Source organism: Stieleria sp. JC731 (genome assembly GCF_020966635.1).
In the GTDB taxonomy this organism is placed as follows: domain Bacteria; phylum Planctomycetota; class Planctomycetia; order Pirellulales; family Pirellulaceae; genus Stieleria.
Genome location: NZ_JAJKFQ010000006.1, coordinates 1 through 26,853, shown reverse-complemented (window position 1 = coordinate 26,853; position 26,853 = coordinate 1). Strand labels below are relative to the sequence as shown.

10 protein-coding genes and 2 tRNA genes are annotated in these 26,853 nt (G+C 54.2%); 9 read left to right on the top strand and 3 right to left on the bottom strand.

Translation table 11 applies throughout. The features are described 5' to 3' along the window. Positions 1 to 1,463: 1,463 nt before the first annotated feature. From LOC67_RS16725 to LOC67_RS16710, 4 genes are all read left to right on the top strand, one after another. The gene (locus LOC67_RS16725; protein WP_094412462.1) at positions 1,464 to 2,036 is read left to right on the top strand and encodes a response regulator; all 573 of its coding nucleotides are present in this window, start codon (positions 1,464 to 1,466) and stop codon (positions 2,034 to 2,036) included. 122 nt (positions 2,037 to 2,158) lie between these two features. Beyond that, a complete protein-coding gene (moaC, locus tag LOC67_RS16720; protein WP_315861065.1) occupies positions 2,159 to 2,647 on the top strand; it encodes a cyclic pyranopterin monophosphate synthase MoaC in 489 nt (162 codons plus the stop codon). Between the two features lie 158 nt (positions 2,648 to 2,805). Then, complete coding sequence (locus LOC67_RS16715) at positions 2,806 to 3,909, top strand: polyprenyl synthetase family protein (RefSeq protein WP_230263775.1); 1,104 nt, start codon at positions 2,806 to 2,808, stop codon at positions 3,907 to 3,909. Positions 3,910 to 4,198: 289 nt separating this feature from the next. Further along, positions 4,199 to 18,037: an FG-GAP-like repeat-containing protein gene (locus tag LOC67_RS16710; protein ID WP_230263774.1), complete on the top strand. Its 13,839-nt coding sequence runs from the start codon at positions 4,199 to 4,201 to the stop codon at positions 18,035 to 18,037. A gap of 174 nt (positions 18,038 to 18,211) precedes the next feature. On the opposite strand, the gene LOC67_RS16705 is transcribed toward LOC67_RS16710, so the two are convergent. Beyond that, complete coding sequence (locus tag LOC67_RS16705; RefSeq protein ID WP_230263773.1) at positions 18,212 to 18,835, bottom strand: glycosyltransferase family 2 protein; 624 nt, start codon at positions 18,833 to 18,835, stop codon at positions 18,212 to 18,214. Positions 18,836 to 19,074: 239 nt separating this feature from the next. Here LOC67_RS16705 and hisI point away from each other — a divergent pair, with 239 nt between their 5' ends. Then, complete coding sequence (gene hisI, locus LOC67_RS16700) at positions 19,075 to 19,458, top strand: phosphoribosyl-AMP cyclohydrolase (protein WP_410001152.1); 384 nt, start codon at positions 19,075 to 19,077, stop codon at positions 19,456 to 19,458. A 25-nt stretch (positions 19,459 to 19,483) separates the two neighbouring features. Here hisI and LOC67_RS16695 read toward each other — a convergent pair whose 3' ends face one another. Then, positions 19,484 to 20,641, bottom strand: a complete 1,158-nt coding sequence (locus LOC67_RS16695) for a PQQ-binding-like beta-propeller repeat protein (RefSeq protein WP_230263771.1) — start codon at positions 20,639 to 20,641, stop codon at positions 19,484 to 19,486. 394 nt (positions 20,642 to 21,035) lie between these two features. On the opposite strand from LOC67_RS16695, the gene aroE reads away from it, so the two are divergent. Both aroE and LOC67_RS16685 read left to right on the top strand, forming a co-directional pair. Continuing rightward, positions 21,036 to 22,529 carry a shikimate dehydrogenase gene (aroE, locus tag LOC67_RS16690; protein WP_230263770.1) on the top strand — a complete coding sequence of 498 codons (1,494 nt, stop codon included), beginning with the start codon at positions 21,036 to 21,038 and terminating at the stop codon, positions 22,527 to 22,529. A gap of 119 nt (positions 22,530 to 22,648) precedes the next feature. Then, positions 22,649 to 23,044, top strand: a complete 396-nt coding sequence (locus LOC67_RS16685; RefSeq protein ID WP_230263800.1) for a GNAT family N-acetyltransferase — start codon at positions 22,649 to 22,651, stop codon at positions 23,042 to 23,044. A 194-nt stretch (positions 23,045 to 23,238) separates the two neighbouring features. On the opposite strand, the gene LOC67_RS16680 is transcribed toward LOC67_RS16685, so the two are convergent. Continuing rightward, positions 23,239 to 25,164, bottom strand: a complete 1,926-nt coding sequence (locus LOC67_RS16680) for a TlpA family protein disulfide reductase (protein WP_230263769.1) — start codon at positions 25,162 to 25,164, stop codon at positions 23,239 to 23,241. Positions 25,165 to 25,727: 563 nt separating this feature from the next. Here LOC67_RS16680 and LOC67_RS16675 point away from each other — a divergent pair. Then, positions 25,728 to 25,801, top strand: a tRNA-Ile gene (locus LOC67_RS16675). Positions 25,802 to 25,874: 73 nt separating this feature from the next. Next, positions 25,875 to 25,947, top strand: a tRNA-Ala gene (locus LOC67_RS16670). The last annotated feature ends 906 nt before the right edge of the window (positions 25,948 to 26,853 follow it).

Genomic DNA, 26,853 nt, shown 5'->3' with positions numbered 1-26,853 from the left:
TACGTTGGCTCGAGGCTATGGAATTCAGTCCAGACGACAATGTCATCGATACCCAAAAGAGATCACCGTATCACACGAGCGGTTTCACCGCGTCGACTCGATGGGACGCATCACATCTAATGAGCTAGCTAACGTGAACCGCGAATGTCTTGTGCTCTCGGTCACGGCTCAAGAAAGCGAAGCCCATTGTAAGACAGTCCAATTCATCTCAAAAGTAGCGGCACCCGATCGGTCCAACTGCATCGTGGCCTTGCCGAGCATTCTTGTGGTTCAGCAGCGACTCGATGTCACGTTCGCACGAATCGCATTCGCAGAAACATGCTTTTCCAAAGTGCGTTGCCCTACGGCGCAAACACTTTGGTTGATCCACTTCGGTCTTGTCGGAGACTCAGGCGTTGCGAACTGGTGCTCCGACGGATTGCGTAACAGAAACGTCTTTCGATCCAGTGGCGCGGTCCGTTCTCGGACTTCGTCGCAACATGAATTACAGGACGGAGGATCGCTGGCAAGGGCGAACATTTTGGCAGCTTGGCTGTCGGTCAGCGGTCTGGCGGATTCCCCGTAGCGCGGCGGAGGTTGAGTTCAAGAAAAAAAACGAGCACAAATCGAGCAATTTGACCGCTGAAATCGGGGGGTTCACGAGGCATGTCCAGGCCGATCACCTGACAAAACGGACTTTATGAAAAGTTTTTTTTTCTTTGATTTCGAGACCGGGTGTGTTTCGCGAACGCGCATTACGAGGTCAAAAATGTCAGAAACACGGGAGTTTTGCTCTGTCCGGTTGATTCCTGAGATCCGGATTGATCGGGTCAATGACGGTCACAGTGGTCGTGGTGCTTGTTCCCTTCTAAACGCCCTAAAGAATTGGGGTGGTTTTGCTCGACACTAAGTCTCGGATCAAGAAATTTTGACTGAGTTCTCTTACTCCAAAGCACCTCGGTGTCCGGAGCTGAGCAGGGCTGGTGGCAGTCGAATCGAGATCCAACCCAGGGGGGATTCTGGGCCAGCAATCGAACTGGCGTGGACAACAGTCCGCAATATTTCGAGGGCGCATGGCGACTATAGCCGAACGTTCCTGCCGAACGATTAACATGACGACTCACCCATTGTCATGTTTTGAAGTTTTCCAGCCGGAACGTTGGGCGTTGGTCGCCTGACGCCACGTTTCTCTCCAACCACCGATCGGATCGTCGTTCGATCGAGAACGTTTGAAACCTAGCAAGTGATCCCGTTCGGCAAGCGTCACAGGATGTGAGCCGGGTGGCCTGACCCAGCTTTCGGTTACAAGCTTAGACATTCGCATCATCGAGGCTAACGACCTTTTTCGCGTTCAGGACCGCGGTAAAGGAAGCCAACCCCGAGAGGCCGTTTAAGTAGCCGATTGATCAAGGCCATGAGAACATTGGGTACCGACGCACCATTGTTCGAGGGAATAATCAACGAGGCGTTATGGAGAGCCTGATATGAAGGTCTTTACGACTGGACAGGTCGCCAAGATTTGCAAAGTCGCACCCCGAACCGTTTCAAAATGGTTCGATTCGGGGCGTTTGAAAGGCTACCGAATCCCAGGATCACAAGATCGTCGTATTCCTCGTGAATACCTGATCAAGTTCCTTAAGGAGCACGGCATGCCATTGGGTGACCTGGAGGACGAAGCGATGGCCAAGTGCCTGATCGTCGCCCAGGACCAAGTTTTGATCGAAAATCTTAAGCGTGAATTGCCACCCGAAAAATCCTTCAAGGTTGCTGTTGCAGCCAGCGGATTCGAAGCCGGCATCCAGGCTGAGAGTTTCACCCCAGATTGCATCATCGTGGACTTCTCGATCGGAAAGATCGAAGCAGTTCAAATCTGCCAAAACCTTCGCAAGAATGCAGATTTTACCGATGTAATCTTGATTGCCCTGTTGCCCGATGATGGACAACCGATGAGCTTCGACCGAAGCAGCATCAACGAGACGTTCAAAAAGCCGTTCGACGCCCACTTGTTGGCAGAACGCTTGCGAACCCTCGTCGGAGCGAAGAAAGAATTGGTGTAAGCATCAAGTCAGCGACTAAACGCCACTTGATTCGCCTGCCACCGACCGTAAAAAGACGCCACGCATTTCCCGCAAATGCGTGGCGTTTTTTATTTGTGCTCTCGCATTGATCGACTCACACCGTGGCTTCAAACCATTTTGATGCCGATGGGAACGCTCGCATGGTCGACGTTTCCGGCAAAGCAAACACGCGTCGAAAGGCGACGGCTGTTGCCAGCGTGTCCATGTCAAATGTTGCCGCCGAAACCGTTCGATCCGGCCGCGGCAAAAAAGGTGATGTGCTAGCCGTCGCCCGTCTGGCGGCGATCAACGCCACCAAATGGACCGCCCATTTAATCCCGCTCTGCCACACGATTCCGATTGAGTCGGTTGACGTCGATTTCAGTTGGCAAGAAACTGCCCCTGGGGCAAACACGTTGCAGTGCAGCGTGACTTGCCAAACCACCGGGAAAACTGGAATCGAAATGGAAGCGATGACCGGGGCCAGCGTCGCCGCTTTGACAGTTTATGACATGCTCAAAAGTGTCGAACGTGGAATCGCAATCCATCAAGTTCAGTTGTTGCACAAATCAGGTGGCGCGTCCGGTGACTACGACCGCGGAGATTCCTGATCGTTCAATTGACTTAAAATTCCGCGACCGTGTTTTTGGACTCAAACCACCGACCAAAGATCCGACACCAAATTCGTTGTGCCCGCCCCCGGATTGCGGTTGCTACCGCATAGAAGGTATGACACGGCAGTATTTTCCTTGCACCAACGCCGAAAGATATGGACGCTTCCAATACGTTTGACAAACGATCGCCCTCCGCCGAGGTCGAAATTGGTGGCGACGTGCAAATGAATCGCGACAACACTGCCGATGTCGAACGCAACTTCGGCAAACCCGGACCTGCTGCAGCCGGGAACATACTCGAGCGACTTTACGGACCGATCGTCAAACCGCTTGCAGGCGTCGAAAAGCTGCTGCGACAGGAACTTCAAAGCCCGTTTGAAGATGTCGCGGCCCTGCTGCGACATGGTGTCAACTTGGGCGGCAAACGATTGCGTCCTGCGATCCATTTGCTAATCGCAGACGCACTCGGCAAAGCCACCGATAACAATGTGGTCATCGCGACCGTTTTGGAAATGGTGCATACGGCTACTCTGGTTCACGATGACGTTTTGGATGACGCGTTGACCCGACGCCATGTCGAAACCGTTAACGCGAAATGGAATAACCACACCAGCATTCTGCTAGGTGATTACCTGTTTGCCCAAAGCTTTCGACTGTCGGCAACCTTGGACAACACGCGAACCTGCCAATGGGTCGGCGAAGCTGCACGCTTGGTTTGCGAAGGCGAACTGCGTCAGGTGTTGCACCGCGATTGGTTGGACCTTGACGAACCGACCTACTTCGCAATGATCCGCGGAAAGACGGCAGAACTTTGCCGCGTGGCCTGCTCCCTCGCGGCTGCCGAAGCAGGCTGTGATGACGAGCAAATCGAAGCAATCGCCGCCTACGGCGACAACTTGGGGATCGCGTTCCAAATCGCCGATGACTACTTGGACCTTTGGGGTGACGACAGTGCGATCGGCAAAACGCTCGGCACCGATTTGCAACAAGGCAAGCTAACACTGCCAATCATCCGGCTCTTGGAAACGGCAAGCCCCAAAGACAAACAAGTGATCCTTGCGATCCTAAGCGGCGAAGCGGACTCGCGATTCGACAAGATCCGCCCCTATCTGGATCGTTCGGACGCGAAGAGCTACACCGCAAGCGTTGCCGCGAATTTCCGCGACCAGGCCCTCAAAGGGCTGGATCAATTACCTAACGGTGACGCGAAACGTTGCCTCAGCGAAATCGCTTACTTCTCTATCGACCGCACCTTCTGATTCGAACCGTCTGTTCGAACCGAACATCATCGGCATCGACATTTGGCCCCGTGAATCGCTGGTAAAACCGGATCCTGGCCAATGATAGTAAACTGCTTGACAGCGCATTTTTGCACATCTAGGCTACCCTCCTGATTGGGCATCCCAAACCAATCAGAAGAAGGCACGGATAGGGTTCGGTTCGGTGCTTCATGGGCCGATATGTCCGTGTCAATTTTCTTGGCCGCCAAGCAAGCCCCAGCCGAATGACGAGCGGTCAGATTCAGCTCTCGCGCTCACGGCCCCACCGATGAAATTACGGCGTCGATTCCGCTCGGATTCTGGTTCGCAATCGCTTTCCGATTCAAAGTCACCGAAAGCATTCTCGCGACGTAAGAAGAAAACTCGGACGCGTCGTTCACGTATGGAGCAGCTTGAATCGCGACAGATGTTGGCTGCTGCTGTCTGGCACAACGTGCTGTTCACCCCCGACGTCAATCGAAGTGGTCATGCTTCGCCGCTAGATGCCTTGTTCGTGATCAACGAATTGGCCCGGAACGATTACAGCGATCCGATCACCGGCGACTTGGTTACCGAAGTTCCCGTCGATAGCGAACGACCGTTCTACGATGTCAACTGCGATCAAAAGGCGACTCCGCGAGACGCTCTTTACGTTCTGAATTATTTGGCGGGGCTGGGATTCGAACCCAACTTTGCGCTTACCACTAGCGATTCGATCACCGGAAGCCAAGGCAACGTCACGGCGCTAGGCTGTTCGGCGCAGCTAAACGAAGGTGACTCACTGCGCACCGAAATCACCGCCGAGATGACTCTTTCAGAACAGTCCGACGGTTTGCGTGTTCTGTTCGATGCACCTCAGTTCGACCAAACGTCTTCGGGAAGGCTGCGCGACGCATTTGAAATTTCGTTGTCCGATGAAAACGGCAACCTTATCACACAGCCGTACGCGCCAGGACGGACATCAACATTCAACTGGTCCGAAGGGACAGTATCGTCGATCGGTACCGCGGCAACATTGATGCCGCCAAGCGAATCGGGTGACCCATACGAGCTGACGGTCAACCTCGCCCATCTTGAAGCCGGCAGCACCGTGCGATTAACGGCTCGGCTGATCAACAACGATGGCGATTCGAATTCCTCGGTCGTCATTCGCGATATCGAATTGGCAACCAATCTGAGCGAACCCTCGCAAGTCTACGCGTCGTCGTCCTCGGCTGTTCAGCGAGCCGCACAACTGGTCGATGTTCAATCGCTTGAAGATATCTCGGGCAGTGTCGTCGCTGAGTATGGCAGCACCAGCTACACCGAAGACGGCGCTCAGTTGATCAGCGAACTGACCGTTACCAACCGCGGCAACCAAACGGTCGTCGGCGATTTGATCGTCGTTTTGGATCAGTTCACCGACCTGGATTCCGCCGTCATGCGTCCGGACGGTTTGCTGCCCGATGGCCGGCCCTACATTAACATGACCGGCTACTTCGACGGTGCGCTGCAGCCAGGTCAATCGACCCAGCCACGTGAACTACGTTTTGCCAATCCGGGCGATGACCAATTCGAATACCGGCTTCAAACCTTAGGGGATTTGAATCAGGCACCCGAGCGCTTTACCACCACACCGATCGCGCAACTCAGTGCAGGTGACATCCTTCGCTATAAAGCGGCTGCCAGTGATCCCGATGGAGACGAGTTGACGTACTCGATGGTCTCTGGAAGTGAATACGTCATCATCGACGATATGACTGGCCAGATCACTTGGCAATCAACCACGGCTGAACTTGGCAACAATCGCTTTACGATTCGAGCGACCGATCCGTACGGTCTGTTTGTCGATCAAACGTTTGATTTGCAAGTGGTCGAGTCACTACAAAATCGCCCTCCAAGTTTTGTTTCAAAGCCGGTCACGGAGGCGATCGCCTCAAGCGGGTTTGAAATCACAACCGTCGGCGTTGGAGCCTCACCAGCCGGCGCCGCGATCATCAGTGGTTTTCAAGGTCCACGGATCGTAGCGGCCAACGCGGCCGATCAAACCATCGGCGTCTACGCTGGCGAGAATAACGATCGCTTTGATGAGACAACCGAATACGCAACGGGCTTCCCGACAAGTGACGGGCAATGGTTTGACGTCGGATACTCGATTGATGCCGGATTGCCGGAATACGTCGGCCCCAGCGACAGCAACGAAGTTCGCGGTATCGATCAGGGCGACATCAATGGTGACGGGAACTTGGACTTCGTCGTCATGTCAACTTACGACATCCGGAGCGAACCGAGTCAACAATATCAGCTGATCATCACAGCCCTCGTCGGCGACGGAAACGGCAACTTCGCGGCACCGGTGGAAATCTATCGTCACAGCAATGGCACGAGTACTTTCGACGTACGCAACTTGCTACTTCGGGACCTCAATGGTGACGGAGCATTGGATGTCATCGCAGCCGAACGCCAACGGGACCCTCGGCTGATTACCATTTTGGGAAATGGCAATGGCACCTTCCAGCCGGCGGTCGAGCAGAGGTTTGCGGGCTCGCCGCTTAGCGACTTTCGTGCTGCCGATATCGACGAAGACGGTAACCTTGATTTGATCGGTCGGCTGGGCACGTTAGCAGGGGGATATCAATACGAGGCCGTTTGGTTGCGTGGACAAGGTGATGGAACGTTCGCCGCGCCGATTGTCATTGGGCCGATGTCGTTCAGTTTCGACCTAAACTTACAAACGCGACCTTATGATGTGCTGGATCTCAACGGCGATGACAATCTCGATTTCGTCTTTACCGATTTCGGCAACCTCAAAATCTATCACTCTGATGGTAATGGCAACTTCACGCTGGCAACTGAGTTTAATTACCCGTTGGCTCAGCAGATCGATTGGATTCGCGGTGGCGATTTCAATGGTGATGGGATTGCTGACCTGTTACACGACGACACGAACAACGGGTTTGAATTGCTGATCGGATCGGGTGACGGCATCAACTTCACGCAACAGTCGGGAGTCCGATTCTCTGATCGAGTCGGCAACTACGCCGGTAGTGATGATCCCGTCGATATCGATGGCGATGGCGACCTAGAACTGTTTCTTGGTGACGGTTTCGGTTTCCAGAATTCTCAGGTTTCACCAAGAATCGCTTTCAATGACGGCAGCGGGAATTTCACGATCAATGAATACGCGATGGTGGACTTTTCCACGCTCGACGAAGTCGACCGATTTGACTCCGTCTATAAACCGCGTGGAGGCATGTTCGGCGATTATAACTCCGACGGCGTGTTGGACTTTTCTTACTTCACTCAAAGCAGCGACTTTGATGGAGTTGGCATTCGACTTGGTACCCGTCCCGGCGAATTCGGTAGCTCTCGAAGTCTGCCTTGGGTACAGGGCACACGGGCACAAGACGCGACACCGGGCGACTTCAACGGCGACGGCTACATCGACCTGATTGACACCTTCAATGACCGGATCTCGCTCGCCCTTGGCGATGGCACCTACTCGGACCCCGTTCCCGCAGTCGGTATCAGTGTGCCGAGTGGCTATGGATCGGTCGCAGATTTTAACCTCGATGGCTTCGATGACATTGTTGCCACGCGAGCCAATACGAATGGAAGTCGTTACTACGTCGCGCTAGCTAACGGAAACGGAACCTTTACCGTCAGCGACGAGCAACTGGTGGAATCAAGTTTCTACGGATATTCATCAACGTTAATCTCAGACTTTAATGGCGATGGGTATCCGGACTTTGTTGCCAAAGCGGGAGTGGAAACTCACATCGATGTCCACCTGAACGACCCAACCAATCCTGGTGTGTTCTCGAGGACGTTTCGGATCACATTGCCGCCTGCTTCTCAAGGTGTCAACGTGTCCAACTGGCAAGAGTCTTACGCCGCCGCAGATTTCACCGGTGATGGAGTCATTGATTTGGCATTCGCCGAGCGAGACGCCGACAGTGACAATCTGATAAAAGTTGTCGTGATGGCTGGTGACGGATTGGGAGATTTCACTCGTCACAGTGAGCTTGCCGGATTCGACGAAGGCCTTCCAATCGCTGGAAACTTCTATGAGCCGGGTGATTTTTCGGCGGGCGATCTCGATTCGGATGGTGATATCGATTTGGTCTCCGTGACAAGCTACGGACCGCGAGTCTTTCTGAACGACGGTACTGGTAATTTCCAATTCTTGACGCACTTAACCCATCCCGGGGCTCAGCAGCGTGGTCGCGATTCGTGGCTGATCGATTTCGACGATGACGGAAATCTTGACCTCATTCAGACGGGCAACAACGGTTTTGGCCCGCTCGTCTTCCGGCCTGGCAACGGTGACGGAACGTTTAAACCAGGTCAGCAAGTCGGTCTATCCGGCAGTGTCCCCTCAGGGATTTCGAGGAATCCGTTCGCGGATCTCGACGGTGATGGTCATCTGGATTTCGTTCACGCCGGCGCAGGAATTGGAAACTCAATCAGCTACACCTTTTCTGTCTACGCTCAGCGACGGGATGACACCGTTGACATGCTCGCTGTCGATCTGGATGGCGATGGGAACGAGGAAGTCTTAGCGGTCAATGATCAGATGGATCGACTGCAGATCTATCAAGGTGATAATCTTGGTGGCCTAACGCGACTTCCCGACCTGCAAACCGGGCGTTCCCCGAAAGCGGTCGCCGTCGGAGATCTCGATGGTGATGGCCAACTCGAGATCTTTGTCGCCAATCAGGCCGGAAAAAGCATCAGCGTCTTTAGTGGGAATTTGGCCGACGGATATGTTGCTACGGAAGTCGCGGTGGCCGGTCGGGTCAACGACCTCGCCTCAATGGACATTAACGGCGACGGCAACGATGACCTCGTCGCGTCGGATATCGAACGCAACGGTTTGCTCCGCTTTATCAGTGACGGCTCCAAGATCCTAGCAACGCCTACCGAAATTGCGTTGGGTGACATTCCTGGGCGTCTGACTTTGGCTGACGCCAACGGAAATCAAACGATCGATGCGATTGTCACATTACCGGATAGCAATCGACTCATGATCTTGGATGACATTGCCGCTGCCGCTGTGTCCGCGCCGATATATATCCAACTTGAAAGTCGCCCCGAAGAAGCGGGCGTATTGGAACTCAACAGCGATGGTAATCCTGACATCGCCATCACATTGCCCGATTCAGACACCCTCACGGTGCTCTACGGACTTGGGAACAATCAATTTGCATCTCCCCAAAATATTTCAGTCGGGGAACGTCCCGAACGTCTGACGGTCGCCGACGCGGACGAAGACGGACGCCTTGATTTGATCGTCGCGAACGCCGGGGACAATACGGCCAGCGTGATCTACAACCGCTTTGATCCAAATGAAGTCTATCGCTACGATTCCGATGCGATTGATCCTGACGACGATGCCATCCATTATTCAATCGTCGACGGTCCTGGCGGATTGATTATCAACAATGAAACCGGCGAACTTCTGTGGGCAGCGTCGCCCGACCAAGTCGGTACGCACGATGTAACGCTCGCGGCCGATGATGGACGCGGCGGCGTAGCAACGCAATCATTCAAGATCGAAGTCGAACCCGCTCGTGAAAATTCTCCACCACTGATCGCCTCCACCCCCGTGCAGCGTATCGGTGCGGGAGAAACCTTTCGATATCAAGCTCAATCAATCGACAACGATCGTGATGCGATTCGCTATCGAATCCTGTCCGGTCCCGAAGGAGCTGAAATCAATCCGGTCACCGGATTGCTCCAATGGGACGGCCGCGTCGATGGAGCCGCTTTCATTTCGCCGAAAGGAACGAACCCAAATTTTTCGGGTGTCAACTTCGGCGATCTGATCACGCCGGTTGGTGAAGACAGCTCTCTTTCGTTAAAGACGCTCACCGCTGAAGGCTGGTTTAACTTTGAAAATCTGACGGCCTCCAACGGCGCCGCAACGCTGTTCCGCTTCGGCAGTAGCCAAACCGAGCAATTTCATATTCGCGTTCGCTTCAACAGCGAGCTGGAACTCTACCTGGATCAGGAAGACACCACGTCACAAGCTGTATCCCGTGTGCCCTTCGATGTTGAGATCGGACGCTGGTTCCACGTCGCGCTGTCGGTCGATGATGCCAACCGAACGTTCAACTTCTTGATCAATGGTGAGTCAATCGTCTCGGGAGATCTGCCGGGAAGTTTTGTCTACGACGTCAATACGCAACTGGAAATTGGCGGAGCGTTCTGGGATTTCAGTGGGCGCGTCGACAACTTCCGCATTTGGGACACGGCTCGAACTGCCGAGCAAATCAAAGAAGGCCTCTCGCGTCACTACGACGGTGACCCGAACGTGGTACTTGACTACCGCTTCGAAGATGAAGACGCGCGTTTGGTGCGTGACCGGTCCGGAAACAACAACGATGGTTTTCTGGTCTCCAACTTGGCGGCGCCGGTGATCACGCCCGATGGACTGGCCGAACCTGGTTCCCACACCTTCGTCATCGCTGTCGAAGACGGCCGTGGCGGTTCTGACGAACAGTCCTTCACCCTTGAAGTCCTCCCTGAACTGCGCGGCAGCATTACCGGACGTGTATTCGATGACATCAACGGTGACGGGGATCGTGACGATGGCAGCGAAACGGGAGTCGCGGAGGAGCCTTGGCTCGAAAACTGGCACTTGTTCATCGACACCAATGGCAATGCGTTCCCGGATCCGCATGAACCGCAGACGACCACCGATGCCGAAGGCCGGTACGAATTCGCGGGACTGCTGCCCGGTGATTACCCGATCAAAGTCACACCCGTGGCCGGTTATGCAACTCCGTCCGAATTCACCGCAACGGTCGAGCCTGAAACGATTGTCGCGTCGATCCCCGCGAGTGTCACGGACTATGACTTGGCGATCGAACAACTTTCGCTAAGCCAAATACGCGGTCGCTTAGCGACTGTAAACGGCGATGCGGTCAGCTACTGGAAAGTCTATGCCGACCTCGACGGTGACGCCCAGCGTGGCGAGGATGAGCCGATGGCCATGTCGGATCGCTTCGGCAATTACGCACTGTCGGGTTTAAATTCGGGAAGCTATAAACTGCTGGTTGATACGCCGGCAGGCTGGATCGATGCCGCCGAAGTGGACGGCCTCATGGTCACGCTGGGGACCGACGAAATCAATTCTGGAAACGATTTCGTTCTTGCCCCGACCAATACGTCCGTCGCCGCCGGGCTGCACTTCGTCACCGAAGCGTCGACGACCATCGAAGCACGCCAGACCTATACCTATGCCTCGGTCGCCTTCGCTATCTCGCAGGCCGACGTCGCCTACGACTTGTCGCTCGCACCCGAAGGCATGGTGATCGATCCATCGACGGGTCTGGTCGCCTGGCGACCAACGATCAACCAAGTTGGCGAGCACACCGTCATTGTCCGCGCGACTTCCGGTGATTCGATCGCACTACAAGATTTTGTGGTCAACGTCACTGCGCCGAATTTCGCCCCCGTCGTGACACGACTCCCATCCCCCACCGCCTACCTGAACACACCACACCAATTTGACATCGCTGCGCAAGACCCTGAACAGCATCCTTTGAGCTTTGCGTTCGTTGGTGAATCCCATGGCGCAACGGTCAACGCGACGAGCGGGCGATTGACTTGGACACCCACCGCGAACGGTTCGTTCGAATTCACACTACGGGTGACAGATTCCCAAGGAGACTCCGTCGACGAAGTCTTCACCATTAATGTCACTGACGTTGTCCCAGCGGCGGATTTGGTTGATCTCAGCTTACCGCGTGACAACTATCCGGTCGGCACGCAAAGCATTGGGCGCATCGCCGCGATGGACTCGCTGGGGCGCGATGTCGATTGGAGACTCGATAACGCGCCGACTGGGATGACCGTCAATTCAGATGGCACGATCGAATGGACGCCCGGCAATTCCCAACTGGGCGTACACGACCTAACTTTCATCGCGGTCATGGCCGATGGGAATGAAGTTAAAGTTGACGTTTCAATTTCAGTGGTCGGTTCCTTGGTGAACTCCGCACCGGTCATCGATTCCACTCCGATCGTCGCCGCGGTTGTCGATCAGCAATATGCCTACGACATCGTTGCAATCGACTCAGATCGTGACCCGCTATCGTTCGCGTTGCTGCAGTCACCGGCCGGAATGAGTATCGATCCCTTGCGTGGCACCATTCGTTGGACACCCGCCGACGATCAACTTGGTGAGGCCGAGGTGATCGTTCGTCTTGCCGATACATTCGGAGCCGAAATAACACAAACCTTTACGGTAACCGCGCGACGCTTTGGCGGGCCGCCGATCCTTAGCAGCGTTCCACCGACCGAAGCAGCCGTCGGGTTGGCATACTTCTACTCGGTCCAGGCTGACGACGCCGAACGTGATCCACTTCGCTATCGATTACTCGACGGTCCAGACGGAATGACGATCAGCGAAGGAAGCGGTGAGATCGTTTGGACACCCGCCGTCAACCAAACCGGACTACAAACGGTGGTGATCGAAGTCGCCGATGGGGTTGGAGGTGCCGCTACACAAGCCTTTCCAATATTGGTTCGCGCAGGGGCACCCAACCTGCCGCCGGTCATCGATAGCAGCGCTCCGAAATTCTCTGCCGTCGGAACGGCATACGAGTACCAGATCGATGCGAACGACCCGGAAAGCTCCGCTCTGTCCTATCAGATCTCCGTCGGCCCGAACGACATGGCCGTCGATAGTCAGGGCAAAGTGACCTGGACTCCCGAAGCCGGAGTCGAAGGCAAGATCCCAGTGACCATCCGGGTCATCGACTTAGACGGGGCCGCCTCGATCGAGTCTTTCGAGATCGATGTGCTGGCACAAAACATTGCCCCGGTCATCGACAGTTCCGCACCGACAGAGGCAACCGCCGGTGCGGTTTATCGCTACGATGTTCTCGCATCAGACGCCAATGTTGATCTTTTGACTTATGAGTTGACGCAGGCTCCGGGCACGGCATCGATCGATCCGTTCGGACGCATCCGCTGGGTCCCGGACATCAATCAAATTGGTGACCATAACTTCGAAGTGACCGTGCGTGATCCTCGTGGTGGATCGACGCAAGAATTGTTTACGGTGTCGGTGGTCGAAGACACCGAAGCCCCCAAAGTCAGCTTGATTGAGCGTCCCAACGACGCCAGTCGTAACGTGTTGCCTTGGCAAGGGCCATTTGTGGTTTACGCCAAAGCGATTGATAACGTCGAAGTCGTCTCGCTGACACTCTCGGCCAATGGGCAGGACATTCCGCTCGACGCAGCGGGAACGGCAACGTTCACGTTCCAAGACTGGGCATTCACGACGATCACAGCCACGGCCACGGCGACCGACACGAACGGGAACGTTGCGACGCGAACGATCACGTTTAACTATGACTTCCCCGAAGGTTGGAGTGGCGCCGGTGCCGAAGACATCCCGACAGCGGAGATCACGTCGCCGACTGAAGCGGCAGCCGTCTTCGGGATGGTGAGTATTTCTGGAACCGCCGACCACTCGGACTTCGCCGCGTACCGATTGAGTTACCGGCGAATTGACGAAACTCAATTCACCGAATTCGTGCGTAGCGAAACGCCAGTGAACAACGGCGAACTCGGTGTTTGGGACACCAGCCTGCTCCCAAATGACGAGTACGTGATTCGCCTGGAAGTTGCCACGACCGGCGGAGTCGCCAACGTGGTTGAGCGTCACATCGGTTTGGCTGGTGAATTGAAAATCGGAACATTCAACATTGCGTTTACCGATCTAGAAGTCGCTGTCGCGGGGATTCCGATCCATATCACTCGTGTTTATGACTCGCTGCATGCCAACGAAAAAGGCGATTTTGGCTTTGGTTGGCGGCTGGAGTTTCGCAACACCGATTTGCGAGTCGGATTGCCAAAGAGCGGCTTGGAAGACATCGGTATCTATAGTGCCTTACGCCCAGGCGTCAAAGTCTATTTGAACGTCCCCGGTCAAGGCCGGCAGGGTTTCACCTTCGATCCCGACATCCGAGTCCTGCCTGGATGGGGCGGCAACAATTTGGTCCTCGCCCGCCCACGTTTCACCCCCGATCCCGGAGTTACGTCAACGCTTTGGACCGGTACCAGCAGCTACTTGCAAGTTAATGAGCAGGGCGAACTCTTCGCACCCGGCGGAATTCCTTACAACCCAGCGAGTCCTGATTTCGGAGGCGCCTATGTGCTCACCACTCAGGACGGGTTTCAATATCGAATCGAGGGCGACACAGGTAAGCTTACGACAGCAACTGATCGGAATGGGAATCGCATCCTGTTTACCGATGCCGGAATTATCCAGGAGTCATCGAATCTTCAAGTAAACTTCCTTCGAGATGCTGAAGAACGAATTATTGCGGTGGAAGATCTCGTCGGTAACGTTGTCCGCTATTCGTATGATGGTTCTGGCAGATTGGACAAATTCGTTGATCGTGAACTAAATGAGACATCATTCATCTACTCTGCTCAGAATCCCAATCTGCTTACGAACATAATCGATCCTCTCGGGCGAAATGGTACTCGAACCGAATACGATGCCGACGGACGCCTGATCCGCATTACTCAAAACGACGGCAATTCGTTCGACTTTGACTACGAGCTGAACTCAGATATCCAACGCGTCCGCGATCCGCTGGGTAACACAACGACCTACGTCTATGACAATCGCGGCAACGTTCTCAGCGCTATTGATCCGTTGGGCAACGAAACGAAACGAACTTACGATACCAACGGGTACATCGCATCGATGAAAGACCCTTTGGGAAATATGACGCGTTTCACTAATGATGCCTATGGAAACGTGCTACGAAAAACGGATGCGACTGGAGCTGTCACGCAATACGCTTACAACGATCAGTCGCAGTTGCTCCGGTCGATTGATTCGCTAGGTCATGTCATGACGAATGAGCGTGACTCAAATGGAAATCTGGTCGCGGCATACGACTCGACCGGCCCCTTGGTCACGAGATCGTACGATTCTCAGGGGAATGTGTTAACGACCACGGATGCGACAGGTAACACAGAGACGTTCGTTTACGACAATGGATTGCCTGTTATGATCACTGATCCCAATGGCCATGTGACTAACTACACCATCGATGCTTCGCGGAACTACGTCCGTGAGGAGTCGGTCATTCAAACCGCCAAAGGAGCGACCACACGTTACTTTGAATACGTCTACGATAAGAATGGCACTCTGACGGGGATCGAAAACAGCGGCGGCAGCCAGTCCGTTGCCAATTATGACTCCGCCGGACAGATTTCCAGCATCCAAACACTCACGGGGGCGACAACAGAGTTGGCGTACGACGGCCTCGGTCGTGTCAGCGAACTCAATGGTAGCAATGGCGAGTCTGTGGTGTATCAGCACGACGCATTGGGGCGTGTTGTTCGCGCGGAATACACAAATGGAACTGTTGTACAACGCGAATACGATGCTGCAGGTCGACAGATCAGCGAAACGATTGACGGTGTCGCCTCGACCAGAACGTATGACAATGCAGGACGTGTCACTTCCATCAGCGACGATGGATCCACGGTTCAATTTTCCTATGATGCAGTTGGGCGAATCACGCGTGAGTATTACAACGATGGCTCAGCGGTGATTTACCAGTACGATAGCGAGGGGAGACAGACCTCCGTATCCGTTGAGGGCCTTATTCAGCGTTTCCGATATGATGGACGCGGTCAACTGATCGGGCAGGAATCCGATGCAGGCGGCGTCTCCCGGGAGTATGACGCTGCGGGACGCTTGATCCGCACCACGGACGAATTGCAACGCACATGGCAGTACCGCTATAACGCGATTGGCATCCTACAGCAGGTGATTGATCCGGAAGGACGGCTGAGCCAGATTGGTTCGGACAATACGGGCACGATCACTTCGGTGACGGATTCACTTGGTCGAACAACCAACGTGGTCTACAACGAGCTCGATCAGTTGGAGTCACGTTCTCTTCCACTGGGCCAGACCGAGACCTACCAGTACGACGAAGCGGGTTTGCCGGTTTCTCGGACCACCTTCTCGGGCGATATCTTCCAAATGCAATACGATGCCTTTGGACGATTGGTCGAACTCAGAGACGCTCTCGGTAATGTCATTCGTTCCTATGACTATCAACCCGATCAATTGATCATCCAACTCCCAGGTGGGACCGAAACACGCATTGAGAACGCCGACGGGTCGCTGACAGTCACCGATAGTTATGGGCAAGTGCTACGATCAAAGAGCGTGGCCGGAGAATCGGCCGAGACCCATACCGGTGAGCGCACCACTCTGATCGACGGTGATGATGCCGGGTTGCCCGAAAAGTTAACAGATTTCACCGGCGGTACGGTGACCTACGAGTATTCGCCAACTGAAACCACTTTGGTGCAGATGACGTTCGACTCGGGGGCTTCGCTCTCGCGGAACGCTGTGAATTCCGATTTTCTGAACGAAATCGTCTTCACTGATTCGACAGATACCACGCTCGATTCGATTGCCTATGATCGCGATGACCTGGGTAGAATCCTGTCAGTGCAATTGCTCGGTGGAGTTTCGACCGAGTACGAATACGGTCTGCTTGGAGAACTGCTTAGTGAAACGATCGATGACGGCACGTCACAGGTCACTCGGCGCTACTCATTCGATCAAGTCGGCAATTTGATTGAAGTCTCTGACGAATCAGGGATAAGACAGATGCAGTACGACGCCAACGATCGACTGATTGCTGACGGAGAATGGGCGGTTCAATACGATGATGACGGAAACCTCATTCGCCGCACCAATGCAACAACAACAGAAGAATACACCTACGATGGTGAGCGCAGATTATTGCAGTTTCAACGCACGGTTGATGGAAATGTTACCGACCTGATTGAGTTCACCTACAACGCATCGGGATTACCCATCAAACGACTCCACAACGGGCAGGAACAAGGATTCGTTTGGGACGACAATACGTTTGCGATCCCCTATCTGGTAGAAGTACGCGACGACACGAATTCACTGATTCGACGCTATGATTTCGACGGCACCAGGTACGTTCAGATCCATGAAGCTGACGGTCGCCGACATGAGCTGTTTGTTGACCATACGCGCACCACTCGGGGCTACGCGACCTACGATTCGGGCCAATTAATTGGTTACACGAGAATCCAGTACGACGCGTTCGGGAATTTGCTCGACAGCAATCCATTTGAAATTGGATTCGGAGGTGGGCTGTACGATCAGGAGATGGAACTCACGTATCTGACCACTCGTTGGTACGATCCCGCGACAGCACGATTTACCGTGCTCGACTCTGATGCAGGTGAGCTTTCGGATCCAAGATCGTTTAATCGGTATATGTATGCACTAGGCGATCCGGTGAACCGTATTGACCCGCTAGGGCAATTCAGTATGCAGGAAGTTTCGCAGGCCGTTGCCATCGCAGGATTTCTTTCCGCATCCTTGGCATTTGCTATAGCGGGTACCGCGCCGGACGTCGTGTTGCGCGGGCTTTCTCGGGGAGCCCTGAATTTCCAAAACGATACGGGTGTGACTCGTCCTTTCCTTGAAGGCTCCTTAAATTTGATCGGAATCAAAAAGGGGAAAACCGGACGAGCTGGGACATTCGCGTCAGCATCAGCGGGCCTAAGCGGTGTAGGAGGGTTTGAAGTCTTGAATTTGGATGGAGACCTCCCGCAGTTTTTCGCCTATGTCGGCATCAACCTAGGTGCGAGTGCCGGTATCGGTATCTCGACTCCCCGTGAACCGAGCAAGCAGGGCGATGGTGGTTTTGGAGGGGCCGGTGGAGTGGGATTCCGCTGTGCGGTCGGAGATGTCTATGACACATTCGAGAACGGCGACTACAGCGGACCGTTTGTTGGAATTTCGGGTGGGATCATGGGGAAACTCAACCTCGGGAGATACGCTCGAACCTATGGCCGAATCAATGTCGCCGCCTTCAGTCCACCACCTTTCAAAAATTCTCAGGGCAAGTACAGCCACACACTGACCGTCTTTGGAGGAGGAGTTCCATTAGGCACCAAGGGTGAAGCAAGCTTGTCGGTATCCATCTCCGGTGGATTCTCGATCACCGTTTACGGCCCGATTCGCGGCCCCGCGTTCGCTTCGTTTGTCAATGACGCCGTTGCGGACGTTTGTCGAATCCCCGTCGCCGTAGGCAATCACACATAAGGTTAGAGAGCGTAAGACCTGCGAAAGGTGACGTACCATGTTTGCATTCCTCGACGACTATCGAACCACTGTGCCTCCCGGATTCAAAACTGTCACTCAGCGAACTATTCAACGCTGGTCGAAACTAGTACAGAAAAGGGTCGTAGCTCCCAACCAACCGGCTTTGGCTGACGCTCAGTTTTCGCTCTTCAACCGGCGACTCGTTAGCTGACGGTGGGCGCGTTGGAGAGTGACCATGCGTTTGGACTTTCCCTCCAAACGATATTGCTTCGCGTTGGGGCCGGTCAGACGCTGCAGGTTGGTTCGCCGGATCATTTGCAACCCACAAGTCTCGCTGCTTTGAGAAGCTAATCGGATCGAGTCGTCTTGGGTCATCCCCCACAGACGCACACGCCGGATCAGCGATGGCGAAACCTGCCCGCGAAGACTCTCGGCACGAGCCGCGACGATAGTGTCGTCACCGGCAAGTTGCAGCAAGTGTTTCAGATCGGTGAAACAGAAATCTGCATCACGCTCCTGAACGAAGACCAAGTCACTACTGGCACGCTCAAGCCCGGTTTGCCCAGCCGCTTCCATGCCCCTTGGTCGATCGTGACGCAGATACCGAATGTTCTTGTAGCGGTGTACCAATCGCTGACAGATATCCGCGGTGCCATCACGGCTTCCGTCGTCCACCAAAATGATTTCTGGCACTTCACTGACAAGCGTTTCCAGGCCCGTTATCAAATTGTCGACCCGGACCGCGATTTCTTTTTCGCGATTTCGAATCGGCAATACGATCGAGATCCTGCCTGGCATTCCTTCGCCTGTCTATCTCGGTTGAGTAACTGACTGCGACGCTATTTCACTATCGACACCGCACCGAACTTCAATTCAATTTGCCGCAGCTGTGGTTGGCAAACAGTCGGTGGACTCCTGCGGGTCGTTCCGTCCAGAACGAATCTGCCTATAATTCGTCGGCCGACTGTGAGCCTATATTCCTTATGAGCGTCAAAGTTTGACACTCGCATCTAACCTGGGAGAGATCCGCATTGAATTTGAATGACCTAGCCGACTTCTCGCGAGGCACCAACGGGTTGCTGCCCGCAATCGCACAAGACGAAGAAACAGGCGAGGTCTTGATGGTGGCCTGGATGAACGAAGAAGCCTTTCAATGCACCATCGACGAAGGCTATGCGGTCTATTTCAGCCGCAGTCGCAATTCACTTTGGCGGAAAGGTGAAACCAGCGGACACCGACAAAAGGTTTCCGAAATCCGCGTTGACTGCGACAAAGACACCATCCTGCTGAAAGTCAATCAGGTCGCCGCGGCATGCCACGAAGGATACAAAAGTTGCTTCTTCCGCCGGATCACCAAAGACGGTCAACTGGAAGTCGCCGACGAGCGAATGGTGGATCCTGCTGAAGTCTATGGAAAGTAGCTGACCATTCGATAGGCGTGAAAGGCTACTGTTCGCCTTGGAAGCACCGCACCACGCCTTCGTCATCAGCGACGAAGAGCTGCTGGTCCGCAATCGCGACTCCCGATATGAACCCGCCACGAATCTCGAAGACCCACTTTTCTTTTCCGTCCTCGAGGCCCAAGCGAACCAACCGACCGTCCGTTGCCGGAATCCAAACGTCATTTCCGGCAATCACCGGCGAGGCGTCGGCTCTTCGTCGCAAAGTGTAACGCCACTTGCGTTTGCCGGTCTTCAAATCGAGTGCGTCGACGTTTTTGCGTTGGCTTGATACGACTGCTAGAGAATCGTTCACCGCCGCACTGCTACGGTATTCCTGCGACTGATCAAAATCTTCGTACTGCCAAAGCTTCTTGTTTTCTTTCCAATCGAAACCAAAGACGACTCCGTCCATGATCGGGACGATCGCGATCGAATCGTGTACCGCAGGCGTACTTCCGGTGGGGCCTTCCAAAGTCATCTGTTCGCCAACCGCTTGGCCGCTTTTCAAATCGACGCCGTGCAGCTTCGCATCACACCCGCCAAGCAACGTCATATTGCCCGCGATTGTCGGTGAACAACGAATCTGATCGTCGGCTTGATAAGTCCAAACAGGCTTACCGCTGGAAAGCTCATAGCAGTACAGCTTTCCGTCTTGGCTAGCGACAAGGACGTTGCCTTCGTAGACCGCGGGTGCTCCGCTGATTTCGCCATCGGTAGTTTGTTTCCAAAGTTCCTTGCCATCAGCAAGCTGCAACGCAAAAACGCTACCGTCGATGTCGCCAGCGATGACCTTTCCGTCGGCAACGATTGGTGAAGCCAGAAAACCTGTGTCAAAAGCATGCCGCCAAACTTCCTTGCCATCGCGGCGATTGACCACATACAAGGTGCCCATGACATCCCCAGCGACGACATAGTCTCCGCTGACAACGGGAGTCACCTCGATGGCTTCGTCCGCTTTGAACTCCCATTTGACGGCCAATTTTTCGGGCAACTGGGTTTCAATCGCGCCGGATGCCTGGGCATCGCCGCGCGGAAACGGCCAATCATCGGCCACAAGCGTTGAAGGCAGACAGGCGCTAAAGCCGACCAACAACATGCTGACGGGCAGAATGAATCGGTGATGAAGGATTGAGATCGGATCTCGATTCTGTTTTTTTGTCATTTCGTATCAATTGTCCTAGCGTGGGCGGTCATCAAACACTCCGATTGATGAAATGCAGATCGCGAAATCAAACCGACGGCCGATCACTAGATTTTGTGGATTTGTCGCCCCCCCCTGCTCGTGGCGGTGGCACCGATTTATTATACGTCCGCAGGAGACGAGGTCACGCAAGCGAACTTGTGAACACCAAGACCGGTCCTGACATCGCGTTCGCCTTTATGCGTTCGCATCGACCTAGACTTTGACAGTCCCAGATCTGAACATTTCATTTCTGTAGGCGTTCCGCTTCGGAAATGATCCTAAACGTGCTGCCTACCGAGTGCGATCAGCCCGAACTGATCCTTCCGGTTCGTGGGACATTTTATTATCGCGACAACTTTCTGATTGAACACATATGATTTGCGTTAGCCTCGGCCGCAGCCGTCACGCACGGATGATTGGCGAACATCAACAGTTGGTCGAGCAAGGTGCCGAACTGGTCGAACTACGCGTCGACTACATCGGCCGTGCGGTCAACCTTGGGCGTTTGATGGACAATCGACCTGGACCGGTTGTCATCACCGCCAGACGACGCGATGACGGCGGACGTTGGACGAAAAGCGAACAAGAACGGATGATGCTGCTTCGTTCGGCAATTGTCGCAGGAGCGGAATATGTCGACATCGAAGCGGACGTCGCTTCGCAGATCCCGCGTTACGGCACGACAAAGCGGATCATCAGCTACCACGACTTCAGCGGCACCCCAGAAAACCTCGAAGATCTTCATGCCGCGATGGCTGAGGAAGATGCCGACATCGTCAAACTTGCGACGATGGCTCATAGCTTTCGTGATAACGTGCGGATGTTGAATCTGGTGCAAAACGCCAAGGTTCCGACCATCGGAATCTGCATGGGCGAAATCGGCATGCTCACGCGAATTCTTGCTAATCGTTTCGGGTCGCCTTTCACCTACGCGACCTACAGCGTGGACAAGAAGATGGCGCCCGGGCAGCTGAACTGGAAAGACATGACGCGGCTCTACGATGTCAAAAGCATCAACAAAGAGACGGAACTGTTCGGTGTGATCGCAGACCCGGTCGGCCATAGCTACAGCCCATTGATCCACAACACGGCATTCGCCGACCAAAAGCTCAATGCCCGATACCTGCCGCTGCGTGTGCCTCAGGACGACCTCCATAATTTCATGGATTCCGTCGACGCGATTGGTTTGAAAGGCATCAGCATAACGATCCCCCACAAAGAGCGGTCGCTGGACTACTGCACGCAAGCCGAAGCCAGCGCGAACGGGATCCGAGCCATCAATACCATGGTTTTCCATAACGGCGAACGACTCGGATACAACACCGACTATCGCGCCGCGATGGACTGCGTTGTCGAAATCATGGAACGCAAAGACGCTCCCAAAGAGAACTCGCTGCAAGGTGTCACCGCGATGGTGTTGGGCGCAGGCGGAGTGTCTCGTGCGATCGCGTGGGGACTGAAGCAACGCCAAGCAGATGTCATGGTGACATCGCGAACCGAAGAACGTTCGCAGCAACTTGCGTCCGAAATTGGATGCCGAGTGATCCCTTGGGAAGACCGCCACAACCACAAAGTTCAATTGCTGGTCAACGGCACCCCCGTTGGCATGCATCCAAATGTTGACACCTCTCCATTCAACGCGTCGGCGCTAAACCAGTACATGGTGGTCTTTGACACCGTATACAACCCAGAAAACACGCTGTTGATCAAGTACGCCAAACAGGCCCAGTGCCGCGTTATCACCGGGATTGATATGTTTGTGCGGCAAGCGGCCTACCAATACAAGTTGTTCACCGGCCAAGACGCACCCGCCAAGGTGATGCGCAAAACGATCAAACAAGCCACCAATCCGGTCCAGATCCACTAGACCATTTCACCGACCACGTCGCAGCCTACCGAGCAGGATGACGAGCATTGACCGAACGCATCGACGAACTGGAATTTCGCCAAGCACTGCCCAGTGACGTTCCCGCTATTCACGCATTGATGCGTCCATTCGTCATGCAGCACCTGCTGCTGTCGCGGACCAAAGCGGAAATTGTGGAGCTATCGAGACACGGCTTCGTAGCGATGAAACGATCTGAACAGAGCGAATCCCAGGTCCAGCGATGCTACGGGTTCTGCGCTGTCGAAGTTTACAGCCCCAAGCTGGCTGAACTGCAATGTCTTGCCGTTCACACAGACTTTCAAAATGTGGGGGTCGGCAAACGACTCGTCGCCATGTGTGTGCAGAGGGCACGTGACTTAGGCATCATGGAAATCATGGCGATCAGCTCGTCAGAGCGGTTTTTGCAAAGCTGTGGCTTTGACTATTCGCTGCCCGATCAAAAACGGGCACTCTTTCACCAACTTCGCCCGCGACCGTACGAAGATCGCGAGTAAGAAGAAGCCGGTTGATGTGCTCGCGTCATAGGCGATCTCACCGATTGTTGACGGTCAACTGCGCAAGTTCCGCATATCGCCTGTTGCCTCAATATTCCGCTGCAGCTCAGGATCTGCAGCAAAATCGGATGCGATTGCAAACCGGTTTCGACAGCGAACCTGAGCTTGTCGGCGATAGCTAGGCCAACGGCGGGCTATTTGACGAGCTTATCGATCGCTTCATCCAACTCGGCAGCGCCGATGTTGTTATTGACGACCGTGCCGGTTTCATCGATCAGCATCATCGTGGGCAGAGTCTGGACTCCGAATGCTTTCGACAGCCGGCTGTACTCCAGACCGCCTTCTTCAAACAGCTGGATCCAAGGCAAGCGATTTTCATTCAGAAACGCCACTGCCTCGTCCCGCTGAGCATCGACGTTGACCCCCACGATTGTCAGCCCGGCGCGTTTGTAGCGAGCCTGCAAGCGGCTTAACACCTTCATATCCTGCGTGCACACACCACACCAGGTAGCCCAGTAATGGATGACGACAGGGCGGCCACGCAGTGCAGACAGCTTGAACGACTTGCCTTCGATCGTTTCACCAGTCAGTTCGATCTTGCGACCGACCGATTCCAAACGGTTGACCGCACCGGCAGCCTTTTCAGCTTCATCGGTGCCTGCGTAGTTGTCGCGTACCTTTTTGTAGTACTCGACGGCTGCTTCCTTATCGGTGTCAAACTCCTTACCCAAAGCCAGTTGCAACAGTGCTTTGGCTGCTTCCAGGCTCCGCGGATGCTCGTCGACGAACGTCTCCAAAGATTCGTGGTACCACTCTTGGATCTTCGGTTGGTCTTCGTCTTTCGCATCCTGCTGGCGCACGATCCACTCGGTTTGCAGTGATTCGAAATCAGCGTAGGCCGCCAACGCCGGATTCTGCCTGGCAAATTTTTCGCCAGCCGTCTTCAGCCGTTCCATGCCAGCGGGATACTGTCCGCTCTGTACCGCGACACGCAACGTGTCGACCAATTGACGAGCCCAAGACTCCTTGTCTTCCGGAGCTACCGACTGCGAAATCAGTCGCTCAACCAACTCAGCACGCGCCGCATGTAACTGCGGAGCATCTTTTTCATTTGCAACGGCTAACTTTCGATCGATCGCTTCAAGGTTGCCGACCAAAGCCTGCATTTCGTCGCTCCCGAGAGCTCCCGAAATGGCCGAACTGTCGCCCGATGGTGAAAAGAACATCGGGGTACTTTGGGCAATCGAACCGTCGCCGGAACCGACAACAGGCAGGGCAACCAATCGCCATAATTCGTCAACTTTGACCAAGGTCCCAACCATCAGCTGGCCACCTTTACCGGCGTCTTCGAACATCGCGACGACGTTTTCGTAAACCAAAACATCCTTTGTCGAACCGCCCGTTCCGGCGGGCACCAAACCGGGTGCCGGGGCGGCAAACTGAAGCCACTTTGCAGACTTCGAAACCGATTGCTGCGACTTTGCCAAATCAGCAAACTCACGAATCGCCAATCGCAACTTCGCGGCAATTTGCTCGGCTTTTTCCTTCCCCAAACCGAGCCCCTGAAGCTCTTCATTGGTCAAAAGCAAAGCGTTGAATCGGGTGACATCCTGAGACCTAAGCGACGCCACAACTTCGGCGGTCACCTCTTCGGCAGAGATCCGTTTCCAAGAATCGATTTTCCCGTCTTCATCTCTATCGATCCCCCAACGGGTCCCCGCATTGCCAAGCCAGCGGTACTGGTCGGCTTTACGATTTCCATCGCTATCGATATCGCGATAGGACTCGATTCCAAAGTTAAAGTACGACCAAACATCGATACTCTTGTCGCCGTTGGTGTCGACAAAGCGGCGAAGAATGGTTCCTTCAGGACCGACAACTTCCCAGCCCGACTGCCCCGCGTCATCGATGGTGACGACTTGGCAACGACCAAAATCGGCTTCATCAACCAGTTCGAAAACGGCATCGGCTTGAATCGGCTTTAGCGACATGGCTTTCGCGACGCTGGGCCCAGCTGCTTGCGATGTCGACGCGAATGCTGCGATCAGCGATGGAACCGCAAGGGCCAGCAATCGCTGCCGGCGCGTGAACAGGTTTGCGAATTGAAATCGATCCGTCATTTCAAAAGTGTCCAGTTGAAGGGCTTTGTTCTGTAAGTGTGACGCGGTACGCCTTTCAGCAGCGAAGACAAGCTTCCTGATCGGTACATCCGATCCAAAACATTGAGCCAACCGGTAGCATCTAGGCGAACACCGTGTTGCGGACTGGGTAACGAAAAGCTGCCGCCTGCATGTCGCAGACTTACAACCACGATTGTTGCCGTCGCCGAGGCCCCAACGCGAGCAGTGAACGAAACTATTTTGCCCGAACCAGCGAGTTTGTTGGAATGTCGATTTAAGAGATTCGCAACAGATGCCGAAGATTAGTGCTCCAGCGACGAATGAAAGCGTTTTTCAACACCGAAAAGCAAATCGGCCGAAATCCGTCAGTCATTTGAAGCGGGAGCAAATGCCGCAGTTTGCCGGGGCAAAAGCTTGATGGGTGAAAATTTAAGCCCAGAAAAGCTCAGTTGCCTTTGACAGGCCACCGTGTTTGCGTACACTTCTCCCTCGCTTCACAGCACATGTGCTTGTGAGGGCCGGCCGAGAGCCATACGTCATCTGACGGACTGGTTTGAGGACACGGGCGTGTAGCTCAGTTGGTTAGAGCGCATCCCTGATAAGGATGAGGTCCCAGATTCGAGTTCTGGCACGCCCACTTTTGAAGTACGACGGTTGACAACAGAGAGCTAATCTCTGAAAACAACTAGACACACTTCAAACTTCCGAAAGGGGGTATAGCTCAGTTGGGAGAGCGCCTGCTTTGCACGCAGGAGGTCGTCGGTTCAAGTCCGTCTACCTCCACTTTGGAAGTAGAAACGAAAAGTTAGTTTTTTCGAAACCAGGGGTTTCCAAGAAACTGGCGAGACTCTAAAGTCCCGCCCCGCTGAAAAAACTCAGCGACTTTTCAAGCTTCGCGGTGAACACCGCGGTATCGAAAACCGATACTGCAGCAATCGCCATACCGAAGCGAGGAGACGACCGCAAAATACTTGCGAGAATCTTCAAGGATGGAGTTGACCTCAACAAGGAAGTCTCTATCTTTTCCGCCCCGGACACGGGAAAAAGCGGAAGCCTGTCCTTCACCGGACGAAACCGAGAGCTTCAGAAAACAATTTTGAAATTCTCGCGAAGACAGGTTGACGGCGACACTCGCCGGCCCTATCTTCCCCGCCTCACTGATCGGCAACCGACTGACGCACTGCGGTGCTTCACTCGGCTGCGGATTAGCAGCGTCTTCCGAGACGTACCTGAAAAGGTGAACGCCGGAACATTGATATTTGACAATTTGGTTGTTTGGTAATTGGCATCAGTAATCTGCCAAGTGATTCGAAAGAATCGTTTGGCGACTACAGAACAAAGTTCTTCGGAATAGCGTTGCCAGTTCGAGCGAAGCACGCAAGTGTGAGCAAAACTGGCTATTAGAATAGAAGCAAATCTGACAGGATTCTGTGCGAAAAAGCTGAATAGTGATGCGAGCTAATCTGCTTCGGCAGTGAGGCGAGCAAAGCTAATCAAGCCATGTGATATCGTTGCGGTAGTTGAACTACCAGCGGTTTCTTCGGTGCTTTGACCGGTGTGTTTTCTGCGGCTCGTTTCGCAGGTGGCATATCGAGTTTGAGTTCGGGATATCGTTGGCCAATCTACCAAGGGCACATGGGGGATGCCTTGGCGTTAAGAGTGTGGGCGTGGAAGTCTGCGAAATGCCTG

Excerpts from the sequence above, each read along its gene's own strand:
- LOC67_RS16685 (WP_230263800.1), top strand. The coding sequence starts at position 22,649 with ATGCGTCCATTCGTCATGCAGCACCTGCTGCTGTCGCGGACCAAAGCG.
- LOC67_RS16705 (WP_230263773.1), bottom strand. The coding sequence starts at position 18,835 with ATGCCAGGCAGGATCTCGATCGTATTGCCGATTCGAAATCGCGAAAAA.
- LOC67_RS16725 (WP_094412462.1), top strand. The coding sequence starts at position 1,464 with ATGAAGGTCTTTACGACTGGACAGGTCGCCAAGATTTGCAAAGTCGCA.
- LOC67_RS16710 (WP_230263774.1), top strand. The coding sequence starts at position 4,199 with ATGAAATTACGGCGTCGATTCCGCTCGGATTCTGGTTCGCAATCGCTT.
- LOC67_RS16680 (WP_230263769.1), bottom strand. The coding sequence starts at position 25,164 with ATGACGGATCGATTTCAATTCGCAAACCTGTTCACGCGCCGGCAGCGA.
- aroE (WP_230263770.1), top strand. The coding sequence starts at position 21,036 with ATGATTTGCGTTAGCCTCGGCCGCAGCCGTCACGCACGGATGATTGGC.
- LOC67_RS16715 (WP_230263775.1), top strand. The coding sequence starts at position 2,806 with ATGGACGCTTCCAATACGTTTGACAAACGATCGCCCTCCGCCGAGGTC.
- LOC67_RS16695 (WP_230263771.1), bottom strand. The coding sequence starts at position 20,641 with ATGACAAAAAAACAGAATCGAGATCCGATCTCAATCCTTCATCACCGA.